Source organism: Nostoc sp., assembly GCF_036917455.1.
Lineage (GTDB): Bacteria > Cyanobacteriota > Cyanobacteriia > Cyanobacteriales > Nostocaceae > Nostoc.
Window position 1 is genome coordinate 1 of sequence record NZ_JBALDK010000212.1, and the last position, 20,893, is coordinate 20,893.

Sequence of the window (20,893 nt, forward strand, 5' to 3'; positions counted from 1 at the left end):
GCATATAGTCCCGACTCTACACCACTAATAGTCTGACGAGTCACACTAGCGATGTTAGCCAAATCTTGTTGGCTCATGCCTAAGCGAGTTCTAATTGACTTCAAGTTATTACGGAGGTCACTATCCTGCTTCATTGGCTTTGTCTCTTAGTTTCAAAAAGCCGTAGCGGATTTAACTTATATCTGCCAAGGCGAAAGTGAGGTCTAGGAGTTTATATCATTTCTCTTTGACGAGTTTTTGTACTTTCGCTGTCTTGATTCCCCATATAAAAAGACTATCACAGAAATTGCCAATTTACTTGCCAAGCGCAAATTATTTTTGCGGGTGGTTGCTTTTTCGTTGCGATTATCGCTAAAAAGCCCCAATTTCCAATAGACAGGGCATTTGTTTAGCAAAAAAAGTATACCAATTTTATTGGTGAAAAGTAGGATTGAATACAGTTTTGGAAATTAGTTTTAGATTTGATGCTTGATAGAAGATTAACCAAAAACGCAAAGGATACAAGCCCCTGAATTTATTTATGGAGAAAGCTTTAAAATGTATTTCGATAGCGCAGCGCAAGAAATACTACATCCTTGTTTCAAGCCCGAATGGCACGCTTGTAAAGGGAAAATCGTTGAGGCTCTTGGGTGCAGAGGTGTAGGGGTGCAGAGGAGCAAAAGAGCAGGGGAGAAAGAAGAAGTTTTAAATATTGCGTTCGGATATTTAGAAATTCCTCTCTGCGCCCCTGCCCCCCTGCAATCCTTACGCTGCATACCCTTCAGCTTAACTTTGTGCCATTCTTACAATCCCCATAAATTTATTTATGGGGATTGTAATTTTGAATTTTGAATTTTGAATTCCCCGTTCGCGTAGCGTCTCGCAGGGAAGGGGTTGACATACTCCCCCGAATAGAGTTCGGGGGTGCGATTCGTAAAGAAATTAACCATTAAAAACGCGACTGCGCCACTTATTCAATCGGGCTTCCCCAATTGTGGCAGAACGTCGGGCATCAGCAACTTGCTCTTGTAAAGCTGCAATGTGTTTTGCTTGCGCGTCAGCTTGTTGTTGTAAAGATGTATATTCACCTGTGCTGGTTACGTAACTGGAAGACTGCCAACTACTACTGAATTTTGTTGTCCCGATGTTGGCAAAGGGTCTTAAGTCTGCTAGTTGTTGTTGCAAAGTTGCAATCTGGCTTTCTTGCTCTTTAATCTTTTGCTGCAAGCCTTGTTCAGCTTCTGTACGAGCTGCAATCAATGTATTAACTGGAGCAGCAGTTTCTGGTTTTGGCTTGAATATTTCAGCAAGTATTGCACTCACATCCGTGGGTTTCTGTTTACCGTAAGGAGTGTTGTTAATTAGCGATCGCACCAGTTGAGGTTTATTATTGGTTACTAGGTTCTTATCGCTACTAGAATTGCTCCGCAGCAGTTGCAACATATTGCTAAATTCCAATATCTTTTTGCCCGTCTGGGTTTTGTAGCCCCGGTAATATGGCACTATGTTCTCCCCAAATGCATCTAAATACTCATCGCTATCTAAATAAGAATCAATATCCGCCTCAAAACCCTGCTCATCAAGAATATAGCTGTGATATATCGTCTCAGAATAATCATCGGGAGCGCGTCCTAGTAAGTGTTTGAAGTTTAGTTCAATAGCACGGTAGCGGTAAACGTTATCAAAAAATCTGGAGCGATACAACTCTGATTTGGCAACCTGACGCACAAACTCACGGACATCAATTATACCTTGCTTGAGTTGGGATTCGGGAACGATCGGCCGTTCACTTTCCATAATGTAAGCATTACCCAACACTTGCCGATAAGCTGCCCTAATTACAATCTCAATGTCATCAGGTGAAGCAGTACTCCACAGTTCGATGGGTTCTGCTTGGCGAAAGGCTTGATATTGGCTTCGTCTGGTTTGATCGTCTACGAAAGTCTGCATGGGGTTAATGTAGGTAGGAGGAACTAATGGCTGAGTTGAGGATGTTCGCAAGAAATCTAAATTGTTAAAGGTAATGGGAGCTAAGTATTTGTTAATGGTTACATGGTAAAGCTAATACCAATTCTTTATGAGACTGCATAAAAGAAAGCTTGGTAAGACTTAGGGCTTAACATGAGTTTGACAAACCTCTCCCTACCTTGAACTAATGTTCAAGTTTCTCTCCAACTTGGAGAGGAATAGTTTTGCGTAGTAAAACCTCTTAGAGGTTTCAATATTTAAGCTAATTAGGCGGTTACTATATGAGCCGTCGAATTTACCTTGTCTTAAGTCCCAAGTTTTGAAGCAATCTTAGATGTAATCAGTATAAGCACTAACAAATTTTAATTCCCTTTACAGTCAGGATTAATTTATCAAGTTTTGGGGACTTTTTTAGTTACATTTTCTAACAAACTTAGACGGCTAACTGTTAATAAGTAACAGCTAATTATAATAAACAATTAGCAATTAAACATTAACAATTAGCCGTCAACCCCCTTGGGGAGTATTTAAAATTCAAAATGTCAGAATAATTTCCGTAGGAAAATAATTCTCAAGCTCGCTCATCAAATCTAGTGTAGAAACCACCGTATTTTATCCAGTATTGTTTCAAAGTATGATGAGGGGTATGTAAACTAGCTTTTGCCTGATATAAAATTACTTGGCGATGATCGCCCATCCAAATTTTATTAACGGAATCAACGGATATTACTGTTCCTCCTAAAGACGCAACACATTCAGAAAATCTTTCAATTGTTGTGTATTCTAATGTCTCGAATATAAAAAAGTTACCCGAACAAATTAAGTGGCGGCTGCGAATCCAGCAGCGCATCTTTTTTTCAGCTATTGGAGGTAACATTTTATATTTAACAGATTCAAGCTGAATCAACATAATGCTCTCACTGCAAGTAATTCATCAGCAAAACTTTCCCTTTTTTCAAACTGCAAAGGGCCAGCAGTCGATCCCCATATTTGTTGGTGGGTTTCAATATCCATACCTTTATCTAGACTTTTCCAAGTATGCTCGGTTAGTTCTACTTCGCTGACAAGATATGTTTGGCATCCATTGCGGTTAATCAGACATTGATTGCCCTCGACACTACCCCGAAACATTTCACCCTCTCGTTGGAAAACCATTGAACAGTTATAACGCCGTTCAATGCTCTCTGGGGTGATGGTTTTGAGGATATCTAATTCACGAGCAGCACCTGCATAAAGCATCTGGTCTTTCAAACTGTAATTTTCGATATAAATGCGATCGCCACAATCAACAAATCTATGTACTCCTTGGCGATAAGGTGTCCATAAATCGTGGTCATAGGCTTGTTCTGAATAAAAACCGATAGCAGAAAAAAATTCAATTGGTAAAGGGCGGAAAAAAATGTGAATGTGGGCGTAAAGTTGTGGATTTGCAAAAGATTGCTTGTAGTTGCTAAAATCTCCTGCTATCCAAGAGGCTAAAATGAGCAAATCGCTAGCGTTGGTGCTAGATTCACTGGGCGCTATCGTCACGTCGCTTCGCTCCGAATTGAAAATTCAAAATTAACAATCCCCAAAAAGAAATTTAGGAGCTTGTATCCTTGTTATGTTTTAACCTAATATTTGTTAACTGGTTGAACTTGACAAAGAGCGAATCTCTGAAGAAAAGGAAGCTGTTGTTACGCCTTTCCCATCACTGGTTTTAATTGTCGCTACCCGAAACCTCAGATTTGGGGTAGCAAACCAAATTCGTTCTTCAGCAGCAGCGAGTTCATAAGCTGTCAGCAGGGTAAAAATACCATCGTCACTCAAGTGATATTCACCCACTGCTGGGATTGTTTCGGCGTATCCTTTGTCACGTAAGAGTTTCCCTCTAGAAGGATTTTCTCTATCTGGAATTGGCACCAGCACGGTACTACCAGAGATTGGTTTATCGTCCCAGTCTGACTCGCCCTCCCAAGTCATCCGAAAAGGGTGAGTGATAGTGGCGGGGTCAGTGTCATACAATTGACAGATTGCTAGTACTGCCGGATCGTTGCTGGATAGAGACTCAATGTTAATGTCAGACAGTACTTGTTCAAAGTGGGCGAATGCTAAATGATGACCGCTACGCTGCGATCGCCATCGTCCAATTGAAAGTTCAAAAAATTCAGTAATTTCCATTAGAAAAGTGATTTTAAAAAGTAGCCTAGAATTCAAGGGATATCTTGGCTCAATATTTATTCTCCCAATTTATATACTAGCTTCATTGACCACAGCTGCATTTGGGAGTTTTGAGTTATTATTCTCCTCCTTCCAATACCTTGGTAAAAGGCTTGCTCCTCCCTAACCTTCCTTAACCCGGATTTCTCACCACATCTCTCAAAACCTTGTGCAGGGGAGCAGGGGAGCAGGGGAGAGTCAAATACCAAGTTCTTTCCCCTCTGCCCCTCTGCCCCTCTAGCTTGTAAGAAATGTGGGTTAAAAAGGAGAGAATTAAGCCCCCCTTTAAAAGGGGGGTTGGGGTATCTTCCGGGGCAAAATATCACTAAACCAAGTGGATTTTTTCAGCCCCGTACTTAGGCAAATCTAAGCAACTTCAGTGATGCTGATGATTTTGCCACCCGTTCTGTGAATGTTTTGCACTTGTCCAGACAGTTGGTTGTAGTTAACTATATATTCGAGGTTGCCCAAACGAGTGCGGAGATTAGCTGAACCTTTGACTGCCTTAATCAAGAAGCGCTTGCTGGTGCTGTTTACACTAGAACCAGCAGCAGGAGCCTTGATCGATGTAGGTAAGTTTGAACCTAAATCGCCGATCAGTTTGGCTTTGCGATCGCTATCGCTGGTAGCTACTCCTCTGAGTAAGGTAAAGGTGCGGTTAAAGGTAACATTCTTAATCCCTACTTGGGAGCTAGTGCTGCGAGGGTAAGGGACAATGTTATCACCAAAATTTTGCTGATACTCTTCGCTATCGATATAGGATTCGATTTCAGCATCGTAGCCCTGTTCGTTGTAGATCCGGACGTGTTCGGAAATTTCTGCTTGATCGGCAGGAGGACGACCTAGTAGGTGTTTAAAGTTCAGTTCGATAAACCGATATTGAGAAGAAGAACTGAAAAACAGGGATTGATAGAGTTCTGATTTTGCAACGATGTTGATGAATTCGCGGACGCTGATTTTGCGATCGCGCAATTGCGATTCAGCAGAGGCTAGGCGCTCGCTTTCTAGCAAGTGAGCATTTCCCAAAACCTGTTTGTAAACGGCTCTAATCAGTGTTTGTAGTTCGCTTTCGCTGGTGTTAGGACGCAGTTCAACATTCGGTGAATCAATAGCCCAAAGTGACATGAAAGTATCTCCTTAAAACGTGAATTAAATGAAGTTTTCGAGCATTCTCCCCCTGATGGAGGTAGATTTTCGCCTCAGCTGTCAGTTATTTTTGCTACTGACTAGCATTTGTAAAACTTTAGTTTTTTAAAGTGCGTTAAATATCTTCGTATATGACAACTGACGGCAGAATTGAGTAAACCCTAGATGAGCGATCGCCTTTGATGAACCATCAACACCGGGTATTAGTGATTGGAGATTGAGGCGGAAATTCTTCCCCAATCCCTAATCCCTAATCCCCAATTTCTCTTCTTTAAACAATCTTGGTGATACTCACCTTTTTCCCAAGCTCAGTTTATAGATTCTTTAGTTGACAGGAGTAATGCTGGCAATCACACCGCCTTGCTTGTGAATCCGTTGATACTCTTGTGAAAGTTGATTGTATGGCACGAAAAAGACTTGGTTGCTGCGGCGAAACTTGGAAATGTTATTTACCACATTTGCTTTATAACCAGTGACTTCAACTCGGTATACCTTACCATCCTCACTAGCTCCCACACCTTGACGAGTGCGAGGCGTAGATACTGGCTTGCGGAATGCAGCGCCTTTGCTGGCTGGTGAAATCACGGCGGTAGGCGTGCTTTGAATTACCAGACTATTCAATTTTGGTTGTTTACCAGCTAAATCACCTTTCAGGCTACTGCTAGATGAACCACGTACTAATTGGAATAAATGGGTAAATTGAACCAAATTCTGGATAGCTTCGGTTTTGTAGCCCCTGATATAAGGCACAATGTTTTCCCCAAAGTTCTCTTGGTATTCGTCGCTGTCTAGATATGAATCAATCTCAGCTTCAAAACCTTTTGTATCCAGAATCGTGCTGTGTGTACGCGTTTCTTCTAGATCCAATGGCGCACGACCAAGAAAATGTCTGAAATTTAATTCAATTGCCCGATAGCGGGGGGTGCTATCAAAAAACAGCGAACGGTAAAGTTCCGACTTCCCAACTTGACGCACAAACTCACGAACGCTAATTTCACGCCCTTTGAGTTGGGATTCAGGAACGGAAAGCCGTTCACTCTCCATTACATAAGCATTGCCTAGAACTTGCTTATAAACTGCTCGAATTACGGCTTCAACTTCCTCATTAGAGCGACTTGGCCACAGATCAATAGGATCGGTATCTTCAAACAGAGCGACCCCTAATCGTGATGCTGGTCCAAAAGCCATTCAAACTATCTCCCAGTTAACAACTAAATTTTATGAGAAGGATATTCAGCAGATGTTAAAAAACTTTACATCGTTGTGATCAAGGAGAGGTCATGGAGACTTTAAATCCTTATTTCCCGCATTTCTCACAAGTTTGAGGGCAAGGATGGGCAGAGGGGAAAGAACTTAGTATTTGAACTCTCCTCTGCTCCCCTGCTCCTCTGCTCCTCTGCTCAAGCGTAGGCTTAATCGAGATGTGGTGAGAAATCCGGGATTAGCCTTGATGATTTCAGTTTTTACATTTTTAATGCCTTTATACATTTTGATACGATGCTGAAACCATATTTATTAAAATTTGTTAAGTTAGATAATACTAATTAAAAAAATTTCAAATTGTTTTTAGCATTTGATTTGCGATTGGGATACAGGTAATGATATTGTTGTCCTCCCTTGAGCAAGAGTATTAATAGGGTTGAGTCACGAAGCTTTATCTTGGTAAGTGGGTAAGAATAAATCGAACTATGTTACCTAATGTAAATTTAATTAAATTGGCTTTTCGTAAGCATATCGAGCCGCTTACTATAAACCTTATCGAATTTGGAAACCTTATCGAATTTGGAAACCTTATCGAATTTGGAAACCTTATCGAATTTGGAAAGTAGCTAGTTGGCCGATCAAATGGTCAAAATAGGGAGCAAGAGTTTCCTGCTGATGGGCTGGAAGGGGTTTCAAACTAGCAGCCTTGATGCTTTTTAAGCCTAAGAGCATGGCATCTAATGGAACTTGTAATTCCTGATAGAGCAAGTTCATATAGTGCAGTCCTGTGGGATTCGTATACTCAGTGTGTCCACCTGCTATGCCATAGGTAATACAACGGAGAAAATGCCAAAAATCTCGCCAGCAAGCTTGGGCGCGTTCAGGCGGATAAAGACCACCTCCAGGCTGGATAATTTCAGGATAGGTTGCTAAAACCTGCTCTCTAGCTTCATCAACAATTTCGGTGGCGCGATCGCGTAACGATTGAGCAATAGGAATCAACTCAGAATTATCGGGTGATAAGGTTGTAATCTGTGACAAGTCTTCATCGCTCAGATAACGGAAAGCATCATCCGCAGCTTGGAATATGGCGATCGCTGCTTTTGAATGGGACTGTTCCCACTTAGCAAAACTGATAATTCTTGCTTTGACTATTAATTCTTTGACGGTTTCGTTTAATTGAGTCATTGATTTAGGGCATTAGGCATTGAGTTAAATCTTCCCAAATGCGATCGCCATTTTTTGACATCTGTAAAATAAAGTAAAGATAGCTCTACCAAATGCACTTATGGAAATCCATCAAATCCAAACTGAACTGAAAAACCCAGATTTTCACTATCGTTTGAAGGCGATCGCAGCTCTTAATGATTATGAATCAGAAGTTGCAGTTCCTCTCTTGACGACTAAACTTCATGACTCAGAATTTTTGGTGCGTTCTTTTGTCGCTAGGGGTTTGGGTAATCAACAATCAGCAGAATCCTTTGCTGCTTTGATGCAAATTATGAAGTTTGATGATACTCCCAACGTGCGAGCTGAAGCGGCAAATTCTTTATCGCTATTTGGCAGAGTTGCAGTTTCTCATCTAGTTATGGCATTTTATCAGGATGACCACTGGCTAGTTAAGCGAAGCATTTTAGCTGCGATCGCGGAAATGGATTGTCCCGAAGAACTATTTGATATCTGCGTCCAGGGTTTAAAAGATGAAGATTTCACAGTTCAGGAATCCTCTGTTGATGGACTCGGCTTACTAGCTAATTCTAGCCAACACAGTGCGGCACTATCCCAAATACTAACGTTAGTGAATGATGAATCTTGGCGGATGCGCGTCCGAGTTAGCTATGCCCTCAAACGATTTGACGAGCCAGAAGCCAAAGCAGCCCTAAACCAACTCAGAAAGGATGAAGAACACCGAGTTGTCGGCGCTGCTTTAGAAGATTTGTTGCCCTAATAGCGATGTGGATTTGTGCGGAATATTGCGATCGAACTCATTTGAACAATAGCCGATACATTACCATACCTTAAATTTGACCAAAATATCCGGGTAATCTGCCAAAATCTGGAATAAAAGATCAACTTTTTCGAGATGAGGAGGCATTTGTGACTGATATCCAAACTGGTCAAATGACTTGGCGACTACCAGGTTCCTCAGAATCTGCTTTACATTTGCGGCATAATGCTTCGGAACCCTGGCGATCGTATAAAGAATTTCCAGAATATGTTCTACCCGACCCGCCAGGTTTTTCTGAAGGATACGCTACATTTTTAGCGCTCCTAAAAAAGAACTGGCAGCCTTTATGACAGTGCTGTTAGCGGATAGCTATGGTTTAGCCCATGCTGAGTATCTAGAAATTACTTTTTAACTCCTGTTTATGACTCATAACTCACAACTCAGCCCTGTATTGGTAAAGCACTCAAACTCTCACGAGTTGTTGTGCGAGTGTAGGCGTTCCAAGCGTCGAGTTCGGAATATGGACGGCTTTTAAGCATAGCTTGAGTTGCTTCTGTGAGTCCTTGGGCTAAAGTAAAATCTGCCCCAGCAATACTTTGAAGATGCTCCATCTCTGCGTCATAGAGGTCAGTTGCTCGTAGGTCTGCATCCCGCAAATCGGCTCCTGTCAATCGAGCATTCCGCAAGCACGCCCCAGTTAAATAAGCTTTTGTCAGGTCAGCGCCACTTAAAGCTGCACCTTGCAAATTTGCTCCCGTCAAGTCAGCACCACTCAAGTAGGCTCCACGCAGATTAGCACCTTGTAAATCTGCATCTCGTAAAGAAGCTGTATTGAGAAAAGCACCATTAAGATTAGCACCCGGCCCCACCGCGCCCGAAGCTTTGTAGTTATATTCTTGGGGCCATTTCGTTTGTGTATCATAACGCGCTACTTGCAATTTAGCTCCCTCTAAATTTGCGCCACTGAGATTTGCTTGTTGGAGGTTAGCACGATTTAAATAAGCTCCTTGCAAATTAGCCCCACTCAAATCTGCTCCTTGCAGATTAGCGCCTCGTAAATCTGCCCCACTCAAATCGACATTACTCAAAACTACCTCCCTAAGATCGGCTCCGAGTAACTTGGCTTTACTCAAGTTAGCTTGTTGGAAATCGACTTCCCTGAGATTGAATTGGTACAAATCGACCCAATCCACAGGGATTCCACCTTTGAGGGCTTTTAAGATTTCTGGAGGTGGACTTGGGCGAACGCTTGTAATAAGTTGAATTTCACTATTTGTCATCAGTTGATAAAAATATAACTTTTGGAGTTATTCTACACTTTAGCGAAATCGGGACTTCATCTTATTAGTCAGTATTCAAGAACGCCAAAATTTGATAAAAGAGGTTTTAAAACAGATGCATCTAATAGCACCTTTGTCAATGATCGACTTTTTTCGTAAAAGCGAGGGTACATGGTTTACGGAACGCTCCGTTCATCATTTTGACTCAGCAGCCGATGAGTCGGGGGAGTCTAATTTGATTATTCAAGTTATAGAAAAGAACGATCCGAAAGTCCAAGAAGTCTGTAAAGCCCAAGGGATAGACCCAAGCAAAGCAACAGGCGCTGCTAGTTTTGCATGGCAGGCTAACCTAGATACCAGGCTACCGAATACAGATAATGCTGCCATTTTGGTTGATGTTCCCGATGAAACGAGGCGTTCTGGAAAACTAATCCGCAACCAAGGCTATGTTGAGAGTATTCCCGTTGTCAGCCGATATCAGTTTGCCGATGATGGAGTTCTGACCATTGATACTGACTATGACAATAACCAAGGTCAAGAACGTTGTTGGTTTGTTACGGATGATTTTCGTGTCAGAGTTAGTACCGTGCGGATGATGAACGGTATCAACTTAATGACTTATTGTTCTGAGCGTCGTTGTGTTTCCCAAGAACTGCTAGAGCAAATGATCGGTCGGAATCATGCGAGGTAGGGAGTGGGGAAGAAGCAGGGGAGCAAGGGGGAGAATAGAAAATTACCTCTTTCCCCTCTGCCTCTTTCCAATTCCCCATTAAGGAATGTTGCTTTGTTTCTCATAAATGAGACGTGCATGTTTGACATCATTTATTTTCATGCAAGGGTTAACAAATCATGCTCCATGTATAAGCCTTTCCTGGAATTTTTAGAAAAAGAGCTATTTCAGCGCTTTGATTTAGAAAGTAGGGTCATTCCCCCTGGTTTGGAATTCAAAGTTAGCGATCGCGGCAGAAACCCAGCAACTATTCGCAGTTGGTGTTACCAATCTCAAGAGTTGCGGAAAATTCGCTATACCTATATTGATGCCGGAGAGAGCGCCCAAATTTTTAACAGTGTAGTTTATCCTAGCCATGACTACGATCTACCTCTGTTAGGGATTGATTTTTTATCCTTTGGTAAAGTCAAAAACTTGATTGTGCTTGACTTTCAGCCTTTATTCCAGGATGAGGATTATCAAAACAAATATATAGTTCCGCTACAATCTCTCCATAATAAATACCCGGATTTGGCACAAAACTTAGAAATGAAGTTTTACGATGCCAATCAGTATTTCTCTAAGTACCTATTATTTGCCAAAACCGATCCTGAAACAGTTGCAACGCGAGTCTTTGAAGCTTTTCAAGATTATTTAAATTTGTATTGGCAAATGCTAGCAGATGCAAAACCACTCCAAGATCCAGAAGATATCCAACGGATTGTTAAAGCTCAAAAAGACTATGACCAATATAGTGCAGACCGAGATCCAGCATCTGGTTTGTTTAGCAGTTACTTTGGTCATGAATGGTCGGAGCGCTTTCTCCATGAATTCTTATTTGAAGATGCTGTTTCCTTAGCAGTTAGTGCAAGCAAAAGATAACTGATTGGGGATTGGGGATTATTGATTTTGAATTTTGAATTTTGAATTGGAGCGAAGCGACGTGACACTTTATCAGCCATTTCTGGATTATGCGATCGCCTACATGCGATCGCGCTTAGACTTACAACCCTATCCCATCCCCACTGGGTTTGAGTCCAAGAGCGCTGTTGTCGGTAAGGGCAAAAATCAGGAAGAGGTTGTCACCACAAGTTACGCCTTTCAAACCGCAAAATTACGGCAAATTCGTGCCGCTCATGTCCAGGGTGGGAATTCGCTGCAAGTGCTGAATTTTGTGATATTCCCTCGCCTCAACTACGATTTACCCTTTTTTGGGGCGGATTTGGTAACGTTGCCAGGAGGACACCTAATTGCTTTAGATATGCAGCCCCTATTTCGTGACGATCTAGCATATCAGGCAAAATATACCGAACCAATTCTGCCCATTTTCCATACCCATCAGCAGCATCTATCTTGGGGAGGAGATTTCCCTGAAGAAGCACAGCCTTTTTTCTCTCCCGCTTTTTTGTGGACTCGTCCCCAAGAAACGGCTGTAGTAGAAACTCAGGTGTTTGCCGCTTTCAAAGACTATTTAAAAGCTTATCTGGATTTCGTAGAACAAGCGGAAGCTGTAACAGATTCCCAAAATTTAGTAGCGATTGAGCAAGCCCAACTGCGATACCTACGATATCGGGCTGAAAAAGACCCAGCACGAGGGATGTTTAAACGCTTCTATGGTGCTGAATGGACTGAAGAGTATATCCACGGCTTCTTATTTGACCTAGAGAGAAAATTAACAGCCATCAACTAAGCTCGTGTTCGATTAAAGACTTATTACCGCAGGGGAGCAGGGGAGCAGGGGAGCAGGGGAGCAGGGGAGAGTATAAAATACCAAGTTCTTTCCCCTCTGCAAGAACTGCCCCTCTGCAAGAACTGCGGTCTTCATGATATAGTCCTTAAACGGACATGATATTACCCGCCTAGCTTATGCAATCAATTTAAATGTAGAACAGGCTAATACCAATTCTCTGTAAAGCTGCACATTCTTTTTACCCCTCCCAACCTCCCCGATGCTTTGGGGAGGGGCCGCAGGCGGTGGGGTTATTTCTATGTGTCTTCATATAGAAATGGTATAAGACAAAATTAATTACACAAATTTTGACATGAAATCCTTATTCAGTCTCAAACTGAATGTATAAATATTTCTGTTCTATTACTTAGAGCTTCTTGTAAGCGATCGATAAAAATTCAGAGTAACGCTTTCGCAAGAGAAAGTTTTCATTAAGGGCGGAGCATATTTTTTACTAGTAAGTGCTACGGAGACTACTGGAAAAAATATCAATCTTTAGACATACTTTATTAAAAATATTTGGTCACTCAGTACACTTCCTATGGTGGATTGACTTAAATATATTTAAATCTGTTATGATTTGTATACTTTATAATGTTATGATTTGTATTGTACTTTTAAGTTACCAATCAGGAAGCTTTTTGCTGGTTCAAGCTAAAAGAACCTAATTTATAGCTAGAAAGCCAATTCAAGCAAACTTAGAAAGTTTTTAAGACACAACCGTTCCTTAACAAAGCTAACGTTTTGTTACACTTAACTCAGATATCTTTAAATCTTGAGTTTTCAAGAGTTACCGAGGCATGTATCAGGTATATTGAATACTGAGCATCAACTTGACTGAATTCAATATCAGTCATACTGTCACCCTGAATAGAGTGTACTGATTGACCTTTGTTTTTAGCCGTTTTATGGTTTGAGACTAATGTTAAAAAATAGTTAACTGAAGATTAATCAGGATTCTAATCTAAAATGTCAGCCTGGGGATAGACAATTAATAGACAATATCAGTAGTTTACTAAAAGTAGGAGTTTTACACAGTCTAATAGTTGGAAATTTGCTAAAGACAAACATAGGAGATAGTGGAGTCAATAAAAATAAAAATGTAGATAAACTTCCTAAAACTCTACTGTTATTCTGAAGCAAATACAATGCAAAAAGTTTAAGATACAAGGTTTGATACTAATGCTAACAAACAGCGAACTAACGATTAATCAGGGTTCTAATCTCAAATTGAAGGTTGGAGAGCAACGATATGAGCAGTTTTCGAGGGTAGAAGTTTTGCACGATCGTACAGTTGGCAAGCCATTAGATTTAAATATTGTGGAACAAATCTTAATTAAGATGAATTCCCAAATTTGAAATCAACATCCCGGAAGAAACAGGCAAGTATTATGCCAATATTCTTGCTGTGGGACTAGTTGATTATTTGGAGGTTATGCCGAATTAAAGGTTAACCCACATACAGAATTTACTCAAATGAATGGCGTTGTTTAATAACATTGCCAGTCAGTAATAACTGTTAGCTTTTTATTTAAAGCTAATTTTGTAGTGACTTTTATCTAGTAAAGATAAAAAGCATAATTTATTGCTGGCGTGCATTTAGGTAAATCACAATTAGTACCAAAATATCCCAATTTTTTGCAATAAAGGTCAACAGAGATGAATAAGGTTCAAGCATCCTTTGAAGCGACAGAAACTGCATTTCACGTGCAAGGTTACGAAAAGATTGATTTTAGTCTTGTCTATGTGAACGGTGCATTTGATATTAACAACAGAGAAATAGCAGATAGCTACGCTAAATTTGGTCGCTGTCTGACTGTTATTGATGCCAATGTTTATGAACTTTATGGAAAGCAGATCAAGTCATATTTTAGACACTATGACATCGATCTGACAGTATTTCCCATCATCATTACAGAGCGAGCTAAAACCCTTGAAAGCTTTGAGAAAATTATTGATGCTTTTTCAGACTTTGGCTTAGTTCGTAAGGAACCGGTCTTAGTCGTTGGTGGTGGTCTAATTACTGATGTAGCTGGCTTTGCTTGCGCTGCTTATCGTCGCAAGAGTAACTTCATTCGGGTTCCGACAACGTTAATTGGTTTAATCGATGCAGGTGTAGCGATTAAGGTAGCAGTTAATCATCGCAAGTTAAAAAATCGCTTGGGAGCATATCATGCACCTTTGAAAGTTATCCTCGATTTCTCCTTTTTGAAAACCTTGCCAACGGCTCAAGTTCGGAATGGGATGGCAGAGTTAGTAAAAATTGCTGTGGTTTCTAACTCTGAAGTCTTTGAAATGCTATACGAATATGGCGAAGAACTACTTTCCACTCACTTTGGACAAGTGAATGGGACACCGGAACTTCAAGAGATTGCTCATAAACTCAACTACGAAGCAATCAAAACCATGCTGGAGTTAGAGACTCCAAACTTGCATGAAATCGACCTCGATCGCGTCATCGCCTACGGTCATACTTGGAGTCCTACCCTAGAGTTAGCGCCTCATGTACCCCTATATCATGGTCACGCTGTCAATATAGATATGGCTTTATCTGCAACCATAGCAGCACAACGAGGCTATATTCCAACAGAGGAGCGCGATCGCATTTTAGACTTGATGAGTCGCATCGGTCTATCACTAGATCATCCTCTACTAGATGGGGATTTATTATGGGATGCAACCGAGTCTATAAGCTTGACACGAGACGGCAAACAACGCGCAGCTATGCCCCGGCCTATTGGTGAATGCTTCTTTGCCAACGATCTGACTCGTGAAGAACTTGATGCTGCCTTAGCTGAACATAAAGGTCTTTGTGCTGAATACCCTCGTGGCGGTGAAGGCGTTGATGCCTACATTGAAACTCAAGAAGCCAAGCTACTAGGGGTGTGAAGAGATGACTAGTGTTTTAGGACGAGAAACAGCTAGACCGATAACGCCACACAGTATTTTAGTAGTGCAGCTACAGCAAACTCTGAAATTAGCAGAAGAGAGCAATATTCCTGTAGAGATATTAGATTCTCTGCGTCAGGGAGTTGAATTAGCGGCGGGTTTAGATCCCTATCTAGATGATTACACCACTCCAGAATCGAGTGCTTTGACAGCATTGGCGCAAAGAACCAGTAAAGAAGACTGGAGTAAACGTTTCAGCGATGGTGAAACAGTGCGCCAACTAGAACAAGAAATGCTGTCAGGACATCTGGAAGGACAGACATTAAAAATGTTTGTTCATATCACCAAGGCAAAGCGCATCTTAGAAGTAGGGATGTTTACAGGATATTCAGCCTTGGCAATGGCAGAGGCACTACCAAGCGATGGGCAACTCATCGGTTGTGAGGTTGACTCCTATGTAGCCCAATTTGCTCAAGATTGCTTTGCTGAATCTCCCCACGGCAACAAAATCGTTGTGGAAGTAGCACCTGCTTTAGAGACACTCCACAAGCTGGCAGCAAGAAAAGAATCATTTGATTTAATCTTCATTGATGCCGATAAAAAGGAGTATGTAGAGTACTTCCAGATCATCTTAGATAGTGAGTTGCTGGCTCCTGATGGGTTAATCTGCGTGGATAATACTTTGTTGCAGGGACAAGTTTACTTACCACCCGAACAACGCACCGCCAATGGTGAAGCGATCGCTCAATTTAACCGTGTTGTCGCCGCCGATCCTCGTGTAGAGCAAGTTTTGTTACCCATCCGAGATGGTGTGACTCTGATTAGACGCATGGCGTAATCGGGGGATAAAAGCAAGGGGACAAGGGGACAATTCTTTCTCTCCCTGCCTCCCTTGCTTTCTCATCTTTCCCTACTTTCAAAGACTTATGGCAAAATCAATGGAGGATGAATCATGCCAGTACTTCGTATCCTTCATTTAGTTGGATCTGCATACAATGATTTTTACTGTGAGTTGTCACGCAATTACGCTCAAAGCTGTCTGTTAGCTACAGCAAATCCATCGCTCTATGACTTTCTGATTGCATACATTACACCCGATCGCCAGTGGCGATTTCCTTCCTCTCTCAGTCCTGAAGATATAGCTGTCGCTAAACCGATGACTCTGTTGGATGCGATACAGTTTATAACAGCGCAAAACATTGACCTGATGTTGCCACAAATGTTTTGTATCCCTGGAATGACGCATTACCGCGCCCTATTCGATCTACTTAAGATCCCTTACATAGGTAATACTCCAGATGTCATGGCAATAACGGCCCACAAAGCCAAAACTAAAGCAATTGTCGCAGCAGCAGGGGTGAAAGTACCTCGTGGAGAACTGCTCCGCCAAGGAGACGTTCCGACAATTACACCTCCAGCAGTCATCAAACCTGCAAATGCTGACAACTCTTTAGGGGTGTCCTTAGTCAAAGAAAAGAGTGAGTATGACGCTGCCTTAAAGAAAGCATTTGAATTTGCGGATGAAGTGATTGTAGAAACATTCATTGAAGCCGGTCGAGAAGTCAGATGCGGCGCTATTGTCAAAGATGGGGAGCTAATCGGTTTACCCCCTGAGGAGTATCAGATAGACCCCCAAAACAGACCTATCCGTGGCTATACTGACAAATTCAAAATACCCATTGAGGGCGACTTGGCTTCAACTGCTAAAAATTATGTTCCAGGTTGGATTGTAGATATTAATGACCCGATCGCCCAAAAGGTTCAGCAAGAAGTTAAGAAATGTCATTTGGCTTTGGGCTGTCGTCACTATAGTTTATTTGACTTCCGAATCGACCCACAGGGAGAACCTTGGTTCTTAGAAGCCGGGTTGTTTTGTATTTTTGACCACAAAGCGGTGATTGCTTCTACAGCGAACGCAGTGGGCATTCCTTTAAATGAGTTATTTATGACGGCAATCAATGAAGCGTTGAGCATGAACTGATAATCAAGTATAATTACCTTTCTTGTGACTTGGAATAGCACAAAGTCTTCGCTAGCGACAAGTAATAGAACTCTAATGTAAATTGTTTGAGTCAACCAAGCACATATCATGTCAGAATTACAACTATGAGGGAGCAGATTTTTGCAATATTCCAAAACTTGGGTACTCTTGCATTACTGGCGATCGCATTTCCCTTTAATTGCACTCTCGTACTTACATTACTGCTGTGGAATTTTTTCAGCCGAAGCTATGCCAAGCAAGTGGTTTTGAACGAGAATCCTAAAAATATTTTGATAGGTGGTGGTAAAATGACCAAAACCCTTCAGCTAGCGCGATCGTTTCATGCTGCTGGGCATCGAGTCATTTTATTCGATCTCAACAAATACTGGTTTAGTGGTTATCGATTTTCTAACTCTGTGGCTGGCTTTTATACAGTTCCTGACTCACACGAAGACAAAGAGGGCTATACTCAAGCCGTGCGTGCGATCGCCAAAAAAGAAAACATAGACTTTTTTGTACCAGTAGGCATTTTTGCTGCCAGCTACTTTGACTCCGAGGGCAAACCAGTGTTATCAAGCTGTTGCGAGAATTTTCACTTCGATGCTGATACGATGAAAAGGCTGGATAACAAGTTTACCTTTGCAGAAATTGCCCGCTCACTCTCGCTATCTGTCCCGAAAACCTTCCTAATTACAGATCCAGAGCAAGTTCTCAAATTCGATTTTGCCAACGAAAAGCGCAAATATATTCTCAAAACTATTGTCTATGACTCTGTTTTACGCTTGGATTTAACCAAGCTACCAATGGAGTCTTACGAAAAAATGGCGCTTCATGTTAAAAGTAAGCCAATTAGTAAAGATAACCCTTGGATATTGCAAGAGTTTATTCCCGGAACAGAATACTGTACTCACAGTACAGTGAGAAATGGTGAATTAACAGTACACTGCTGCTGCAAATCATCTGCTTTTCAAGTCAATTACGAAAACGTTGATCGCCCAAAAATTAAGGAGTGGGTGAGTCATTTTGTCAAAGAATTACAACTGACTGGACAAATATCTTTTGACTTCATTCAGGCGGAAGATGGGACGATTTATGCGATCGAGTGCAATGCTCGGACTCACTCTGCAATTACAATGTATTACAACCATCCAGGTTTAGCGGATGCCTATCTTAGTAAAGAGCCTCCAACTGAACCTCTGCAACCCCTGAGTAATAGTAAGCCTACTTATTGGCTTTACCACGAACTTTGGAGACTTAATGAAATTAGATCGTTAAAGCAATTGCAAAAGTGGTTTAAAAATATTTGGCGAGGAAAGGATGCAATATTTGAAGTTAACGATCCACTACCGTTCTTAATGGTGCATCACTGGTACATTCCTTTACTATTACTCGATAGTTTGCGCTCCTTAAGAAGTTGGGTGAGGATTGATTTTTGCATCGGGAAACTCATCCAGTTTGGAGAAGACGTAAAATATAAAACCTCTATCTCTGCAACCCCTAAGTGATAGTAAGCTTATTTATTGGCTTGCTTACGAACTTTGAAGACTTAATGAATTAAATCGTTAAAAAAAGGAAGCAAAAGCAGGATCGCATTTCCTTAACCTCTTCCTATGCACCAAGAACTGATTCCACTATCATGTCAAAATTATAATTATGAAAAAGTATATTTTTGTAGTGTTCCAAAACTTGGGCACTCTTGTATTACTGGCGTTAGCATTTCCCTTAAACTGCATCATCGTCTTAACATCGCTACTGTGGAACTTTCTTAAGCAACCATTCAGTAAGTCAATTGTTGTTAACCCGAATTCCAAAAATATCTTGATCGCTGGCGCGAGAATGACTAAAACGCTTCAGCTAGCGCGTTCATTTCATGCTGCTGGACATCGAGTTATTATAATTGACATTGAGAAATTCTGGTCAAGTGGTAACAAATATTCCAACTCTGTTGCAGGCTTTTATACCGTTCCCGATCCAAGCAAAGACTTAGAGGGCTACGTTGAAACCCTACACGCGATCGCCAAAAAAGAAAAGATCGACTTTTTTATCCCGGTAGCGATTTTTTCCGTCATCCACTACGATCGCGGTAAGCCCCCATTACCAGACTTTTGCGAATTTTTCCACTTCGATGCTGATGTCACGAAGAGCCTGGATGACAAATTTGCCTTTGCCGAAACAGCGCGATCGTTCGGTTTATCTGTCCCCAAATCCTTCAAAATTACCGATCCCGAACAAGTCCTCAACTTCGACTTTTCTCAGGAGAAGTGCAAATACATTCTTAAAAGCATCCCCTACGATCAAATACGTCGCTTGAATCTCACTAAGCTACCTTGCGATACACAATCAGAAACAGCAGCGTTTGTCAAGAGTCTGCCTATCAGTGAGGAGAATCCCTGGATTATGCAGGAATTCATCCCTGGAAAGGAATACTGCACTCACACTACCGCGCGAGATGGGGAGTCAAGAATGTACTGCTGCTGTGAGTCATCTGCCTTTCAAGTCAACTACGAAAATGTCGATCGGGTAGAAATTTTGCAATGGGCGAGTCATTTTACCAAAGAATTAGGAAAAACCGGGCAACTTTCCTTTGACTTCATTGAGGCAGAAGACGGAACTGTTTACGCGATTGAGTGTAACCCCCGGACTCACTCCGCCATTACTATGTTTTACAATCATCCAGGAGTAGCGGATGCCTATCTTGGTGAAGAACCTCTGGCTGAATCTTTGCAACCTCTTGCTGATAGTAAGCCTACCTATTGGCTGTACCACGAAGTTTGGAGGCTAAATGAGATTAGAAATTTTAAGCAACTGCAAACCTGGGTAAGAAACATCAGGCGGGGGAAAGAAGCAATTTTTGAAGTGAGCGATCCCTTACCCTTCCTGATAGTACATCACTGGCAGATTCCCTTACTCATTCTCGACAACTTAAGAAGACTCAAAGGTTGGATAAGAATAGATTTTAATATGGGCGAGCTTATAGAGTAAGGGACTTTCAAATAAAAAAATACTCAAAAACTGACGAAACAACTCTCTCCTCCTCATTCCTCTGTGTTGCGCCAGGTGCTACAACGGGGGGAACCCCCGCAACGCAAAGGCATCTAAATTACTCTCGATCGCAACGAAGGTTAAGAACCAACGAAAAAATCTTTCCTTTCGCGTTTGATTATTTTTTAAACCCCAAAGCGATCGCTTAAATTTTTCGCAATCAGGCATCATGTAAAAATAAGTTGTACAAATCTAATTTGGAATAAGCTATTAGCCTTGTTTTCTAATCAAAAGTGTTCAAGTTATTTTTGCGCGACTCATAAGCGAGAGTTACAGCAGATTTCAGGTTAGTGAAGTACAGTATGTAGGTCTGGTAGCTAGGCACAGAGGCTATTCTAATTCTGAATTCTGACTCCTGAATTCTGAATTCTGCTGTAATGACATAAATTTTAACTCTATTGAGAATATACTTTGCTTATTGACATGATGCGGCCGCTCAAAATGGTTTACGTCTTCTGCGGTAGGCTGCTAACTCATGCTTTAGCCCTCTATTTGTATTAATTGCTTCATAAATATTTCTGTAGATATGGCAAGATAGCATACTTCTCTATATAAGTCTTATATCTAAAGATAGAAGAGAAGGGTTAAAATTTGGGAAACCTAAGAGGAGTTCATACCCGAATGGCACTAAGTTAAGCTGAAGAGTATGCAGCGTAAAGATTGCAGAGGGGCAGAAGGGCAAGGGTGCAAAGGGGAATTTCTAAAGATCCGAACGCAATACCTAAAACCAGTAAACCAAAAAGTTTTTCTCCAAAGAGCGATCGCTGAAATACTTATATGTTTTAATACTTTATAACACCTAATTCTCTAATCAGTAGAC

21 protein-coding genes are annotated in these 20,893 nt (G+C 41.3%); 11 read left to right on the forward strand and 10 right to left on the reverse strand.

Annotated elements, in window-relative coordinates:
* From V7K42_RS22785 to V7K42_RS22825, 9 genes are all read right to left on the reverse strand, one after another.
* Positions 1–134 (reverse strand): helix-turn-helix transcriptional regulator (locus V7K42_RS22785; protein WP_334919586.1); only part of this gene is annotated, 134 nt, incomplete at its 3' end.
* Positions 135–921: 787 nt separating this feature from the next.
* The gene (locus tag V7K42_RS22790; protein ID WP_334919567.1) at positions 922–1,980 is read right to left on the reverse strand and encodes a phycobilisome rod-core linker polypeptide; all 1,059 of its coding nucleotides are present in this window, start codon (positions 1,978–1,980) and stop codon (positions 922–924) included.
* A gap of 538 nt (positions 1,981–2,518) precedes the next feature.
* Positions 2,519–2,857, reverse strand: coding sequence for a CpeR family transcriptional regulator (locus V7K42_RS22795; RefSeq protein WP_334919568.1), 339 nt, complete (start codon positions 2,855–2,857; stop codon positions 2,519–2,521).
* On the reverse strand, positions 2,851–3,477 hold the full coding sequence (locus V7K42_RS22800) for a chromophore lyase CpcT/CpeT (protein ID WP_334919569.1): 627 nt from the start codon (positions 3,475–3,477) through the stop codon (positions 2,851–2,853). The genes V7K42_RS22795 and V7K42_RS22800 overlap by 7 nt, the downstream gene beginning before the upstream one ends.
* A gap of 93 nt (positions 3,478–3,570) precedes the next feature.
* Entirely contained in the window at positions 3,571–4,107 is a 537-nt protein-coding gene (locus V7K42_RS22805; RefSeq protein ID WP_334919570.1) for a phycobiliprotein lyase, read from the reverse strand.
* 405 nt (positions 4,108–4,512) lie between these two features.
* A complete protein-coding gene (locus V7K42_RS22810; protein WP_334919571.1) occupies positions 4,513–5,271 on the reverse strand; it encodes a phycobilisome rod-core linker polypeptide in 759 nt (252 codons plus the stop codon).
* A gap of 126 nt (positions 5,272–5,397) precedes the next feature.
* Positions 5,398–5,532: a hypothetical protein gene (locus tag V7K42_RS22815; protein WP_334919572.1), complete on the reverse strand. Its 135-nt coding sequence runs from the start codon at positions 5,530–5,532 to the stop codon at positions 5,398–5,400.
* A gap of 84 nt (positions 5,533–5,616) precedes the next feature.
* Positions 5,617–6,480 carry a phycobilisome linker polypeptide gene (locus V7K42_RS22820; protein ID WP_334919573.1) on the reverse strand — a complete coding sequence of 288 codons (864 nt, stop codon included), beginning with the start codon at positions 6,478–6,480 and terminating at the stop codon, positions 5,617–5,619.
* Positions 6,481–7,101: 621 nt separating this feature from the next.
* The gene (locus V7K42_RS22825) at positions 7,102–7,683 is read right to left on the reverse strand and encodes a phycobilisome protein (RefSeq protein WP_334919574.1); all 582 of its coding nucleotides are present in this window, start codon (positions 7,681–7,683) and stop codon (positions 7,102–7,104) included.
* 100 nt (positions 7,684–7,783) lie between these two features.
* Here V7K42_RS22825 and V7K42_RS22830 point away from each other — a divergent pair, with 100 nt between their 5' ends.
* Together V7K42_RS22830 and V7K42_RS22835 are read left to right on the forward strand one after the other, a co-directional pair.
* Positions 7,784–8,443, forward strand: coding sequence for a HEAT repeat domain-containing protein (locus V7K42_RS22830; protein ID WP_094330068.1), 660 nt, complete (start codon positions 7,784–7,786; stop codon positions 8,441–8,443).
* Between the two features lie 149 nt (positions 8,444–8,592).
* Positions 8,593–8,793: a hypothetical protein gene (locus tag V7K42_RS22835; protein WP_334919575.1), complete on the forward strand. Its 201-nt coding sequence runs from the start codon at positions 8,593–8,595 to the stop codon at positions 8,791–8,793.
* A gap of 90 nt (positions 8,794–8,883) precedes the next feature.
* Here the strand turns inward: V7K42_RS22835 and V7K42_RS22840 are convergent, their stop codons facing one another.
* Positions 8,884–9,723 (reverse strand): pentapeptide repeat-containing protein, encoded by an 840-nt coding sequence (locus tag V7K42_RS22840; RefSeq protein WP_334919576.1) that lies wholly within the window; start codon positions 9,721–9,723, stop codon positions 8,884–8,886.
* A 139-nt stretch (positions 9,724–9,862) separates the two neighbouring features.
* Between V7K42_RS22840 and V7K42_RS22845 the strand changes: the two genes are divergently transcribed.
* The 9 genes from V7K42_RS22845 (at position 9,863) to V7K42_RS22885 (ending at position 20,013) form a co-directional block, all read left to right on the forward strand.
* A complete protein-coding gene (locus tag V7K42_RS22845; protein WP_334919577.1) occupies positions 9,863–10,414 on the forward strand; it encodes a phycobiliprotein lyase in 552 nt (183 codons plus the stop codon).
* 165 nt (positions 10,415–10,579) lie between these two features.
* Positions 10,580–11,314 carry a 15,16-dihydrobiliverdin:ferredoxin oxidoreductase gene (locus V7K42_RS22850; RefSeq protein WP_334919578.1) on the forward strand — a complete coding sequence of 245 codons (735 nt, stop codon included), beginning with the start codon at positions 10,580–10,582 and terminating at the stop codon, positions 11,312–11,314.
* 61 nt (positions 11,315–11,375) lie between these two features.
* Positions 11,376–12,122 (forward strand): phycoerythrobilin:ferredoxin oxidoreductase, encoded by a 747-nt coding sequence (locus tag V7K42_RS22855; protein WP_334919579.1) that lies wholly within the window; start codon positions 11,376–11,378, stop codon positions 12,120–12,122.
* Between the two features lie 1,221 nt (positions 12,123–13,343).
* Positions 13,344–13,520 (forward strand): hypothetical protein, encoded by a 177-nt coding sequence (locus V7K42_RS22860; protein WP_334919580.1) that lies wholly within the window; start codon positions 13,344–13,346, stop codon positions 13,518–13,520.
* A gap of 300 nt (positions 13,521–13,820) precedes the next feature.
* Complete coding sequence (locus V7K42_RS22865; protein WP_334919581.1) at positions 13,821–15,050, forward strand: sedoheptulose 7-phosphate cyclase; 1,230 nt, start codon at positions 13,821–13,823, stop codon at positions 15,048–15,050.
* Positions 15,051–15,054: 4 nt separating this feature from the next.
* Positions 15,055–15,888: an O-methyltransferase gene (locus V7K42_RS22870; RefSeq protein WP_334919582.1), complete on the forward strand. Its 834-nt coding sequence runs from the start codon at positions 15,055–15,057 to the stop codon at positions 15,886–15,888.
* A gap of 114 nt (positions 15,889–16,002) precedes the next feature.
* Positions 16,003–17,031 carry a D-alanine--D-alanine ligase family protein gene (locus tag V7K42_RS22875; protein WP_334919583.1) on the forward strand — a complete coding sequence of 343 codons (1,029 nt, stop codon included), beginning with the start codon at positions 16,003–16,005 and terminating at the stop codon, positions 17,029–17,031.
* A gap of 125 nt (positions 17,032–17,156) precedes the next feature.
* Positions 17,157–18,536 (forward strand): ATP-grasp enzyme, encoded by a 1,380-nt coding sequence (locus V7K42_RS22880; protein WP_334919584.1) that lies wholly within the window; start codon positions 17,157–17,159, stop codon positions 18,534–18,536.
* A gap of 148 nt (positions 18,537–18,684) precedes the next feature.
* Positions 18,685–20,013 (forward strand): ATP-grasp domain-containing protein, encoded by a 1,329-nt coding sequence (locus V7K42_RS22885; protein WP_334919585.1) that lies wholly within the window; start codon positions 18,685–18,687, stop codon positions 20,011–20,013.
* Positions 20,014–20,893 lie beyond the last annotated feature (880 nt).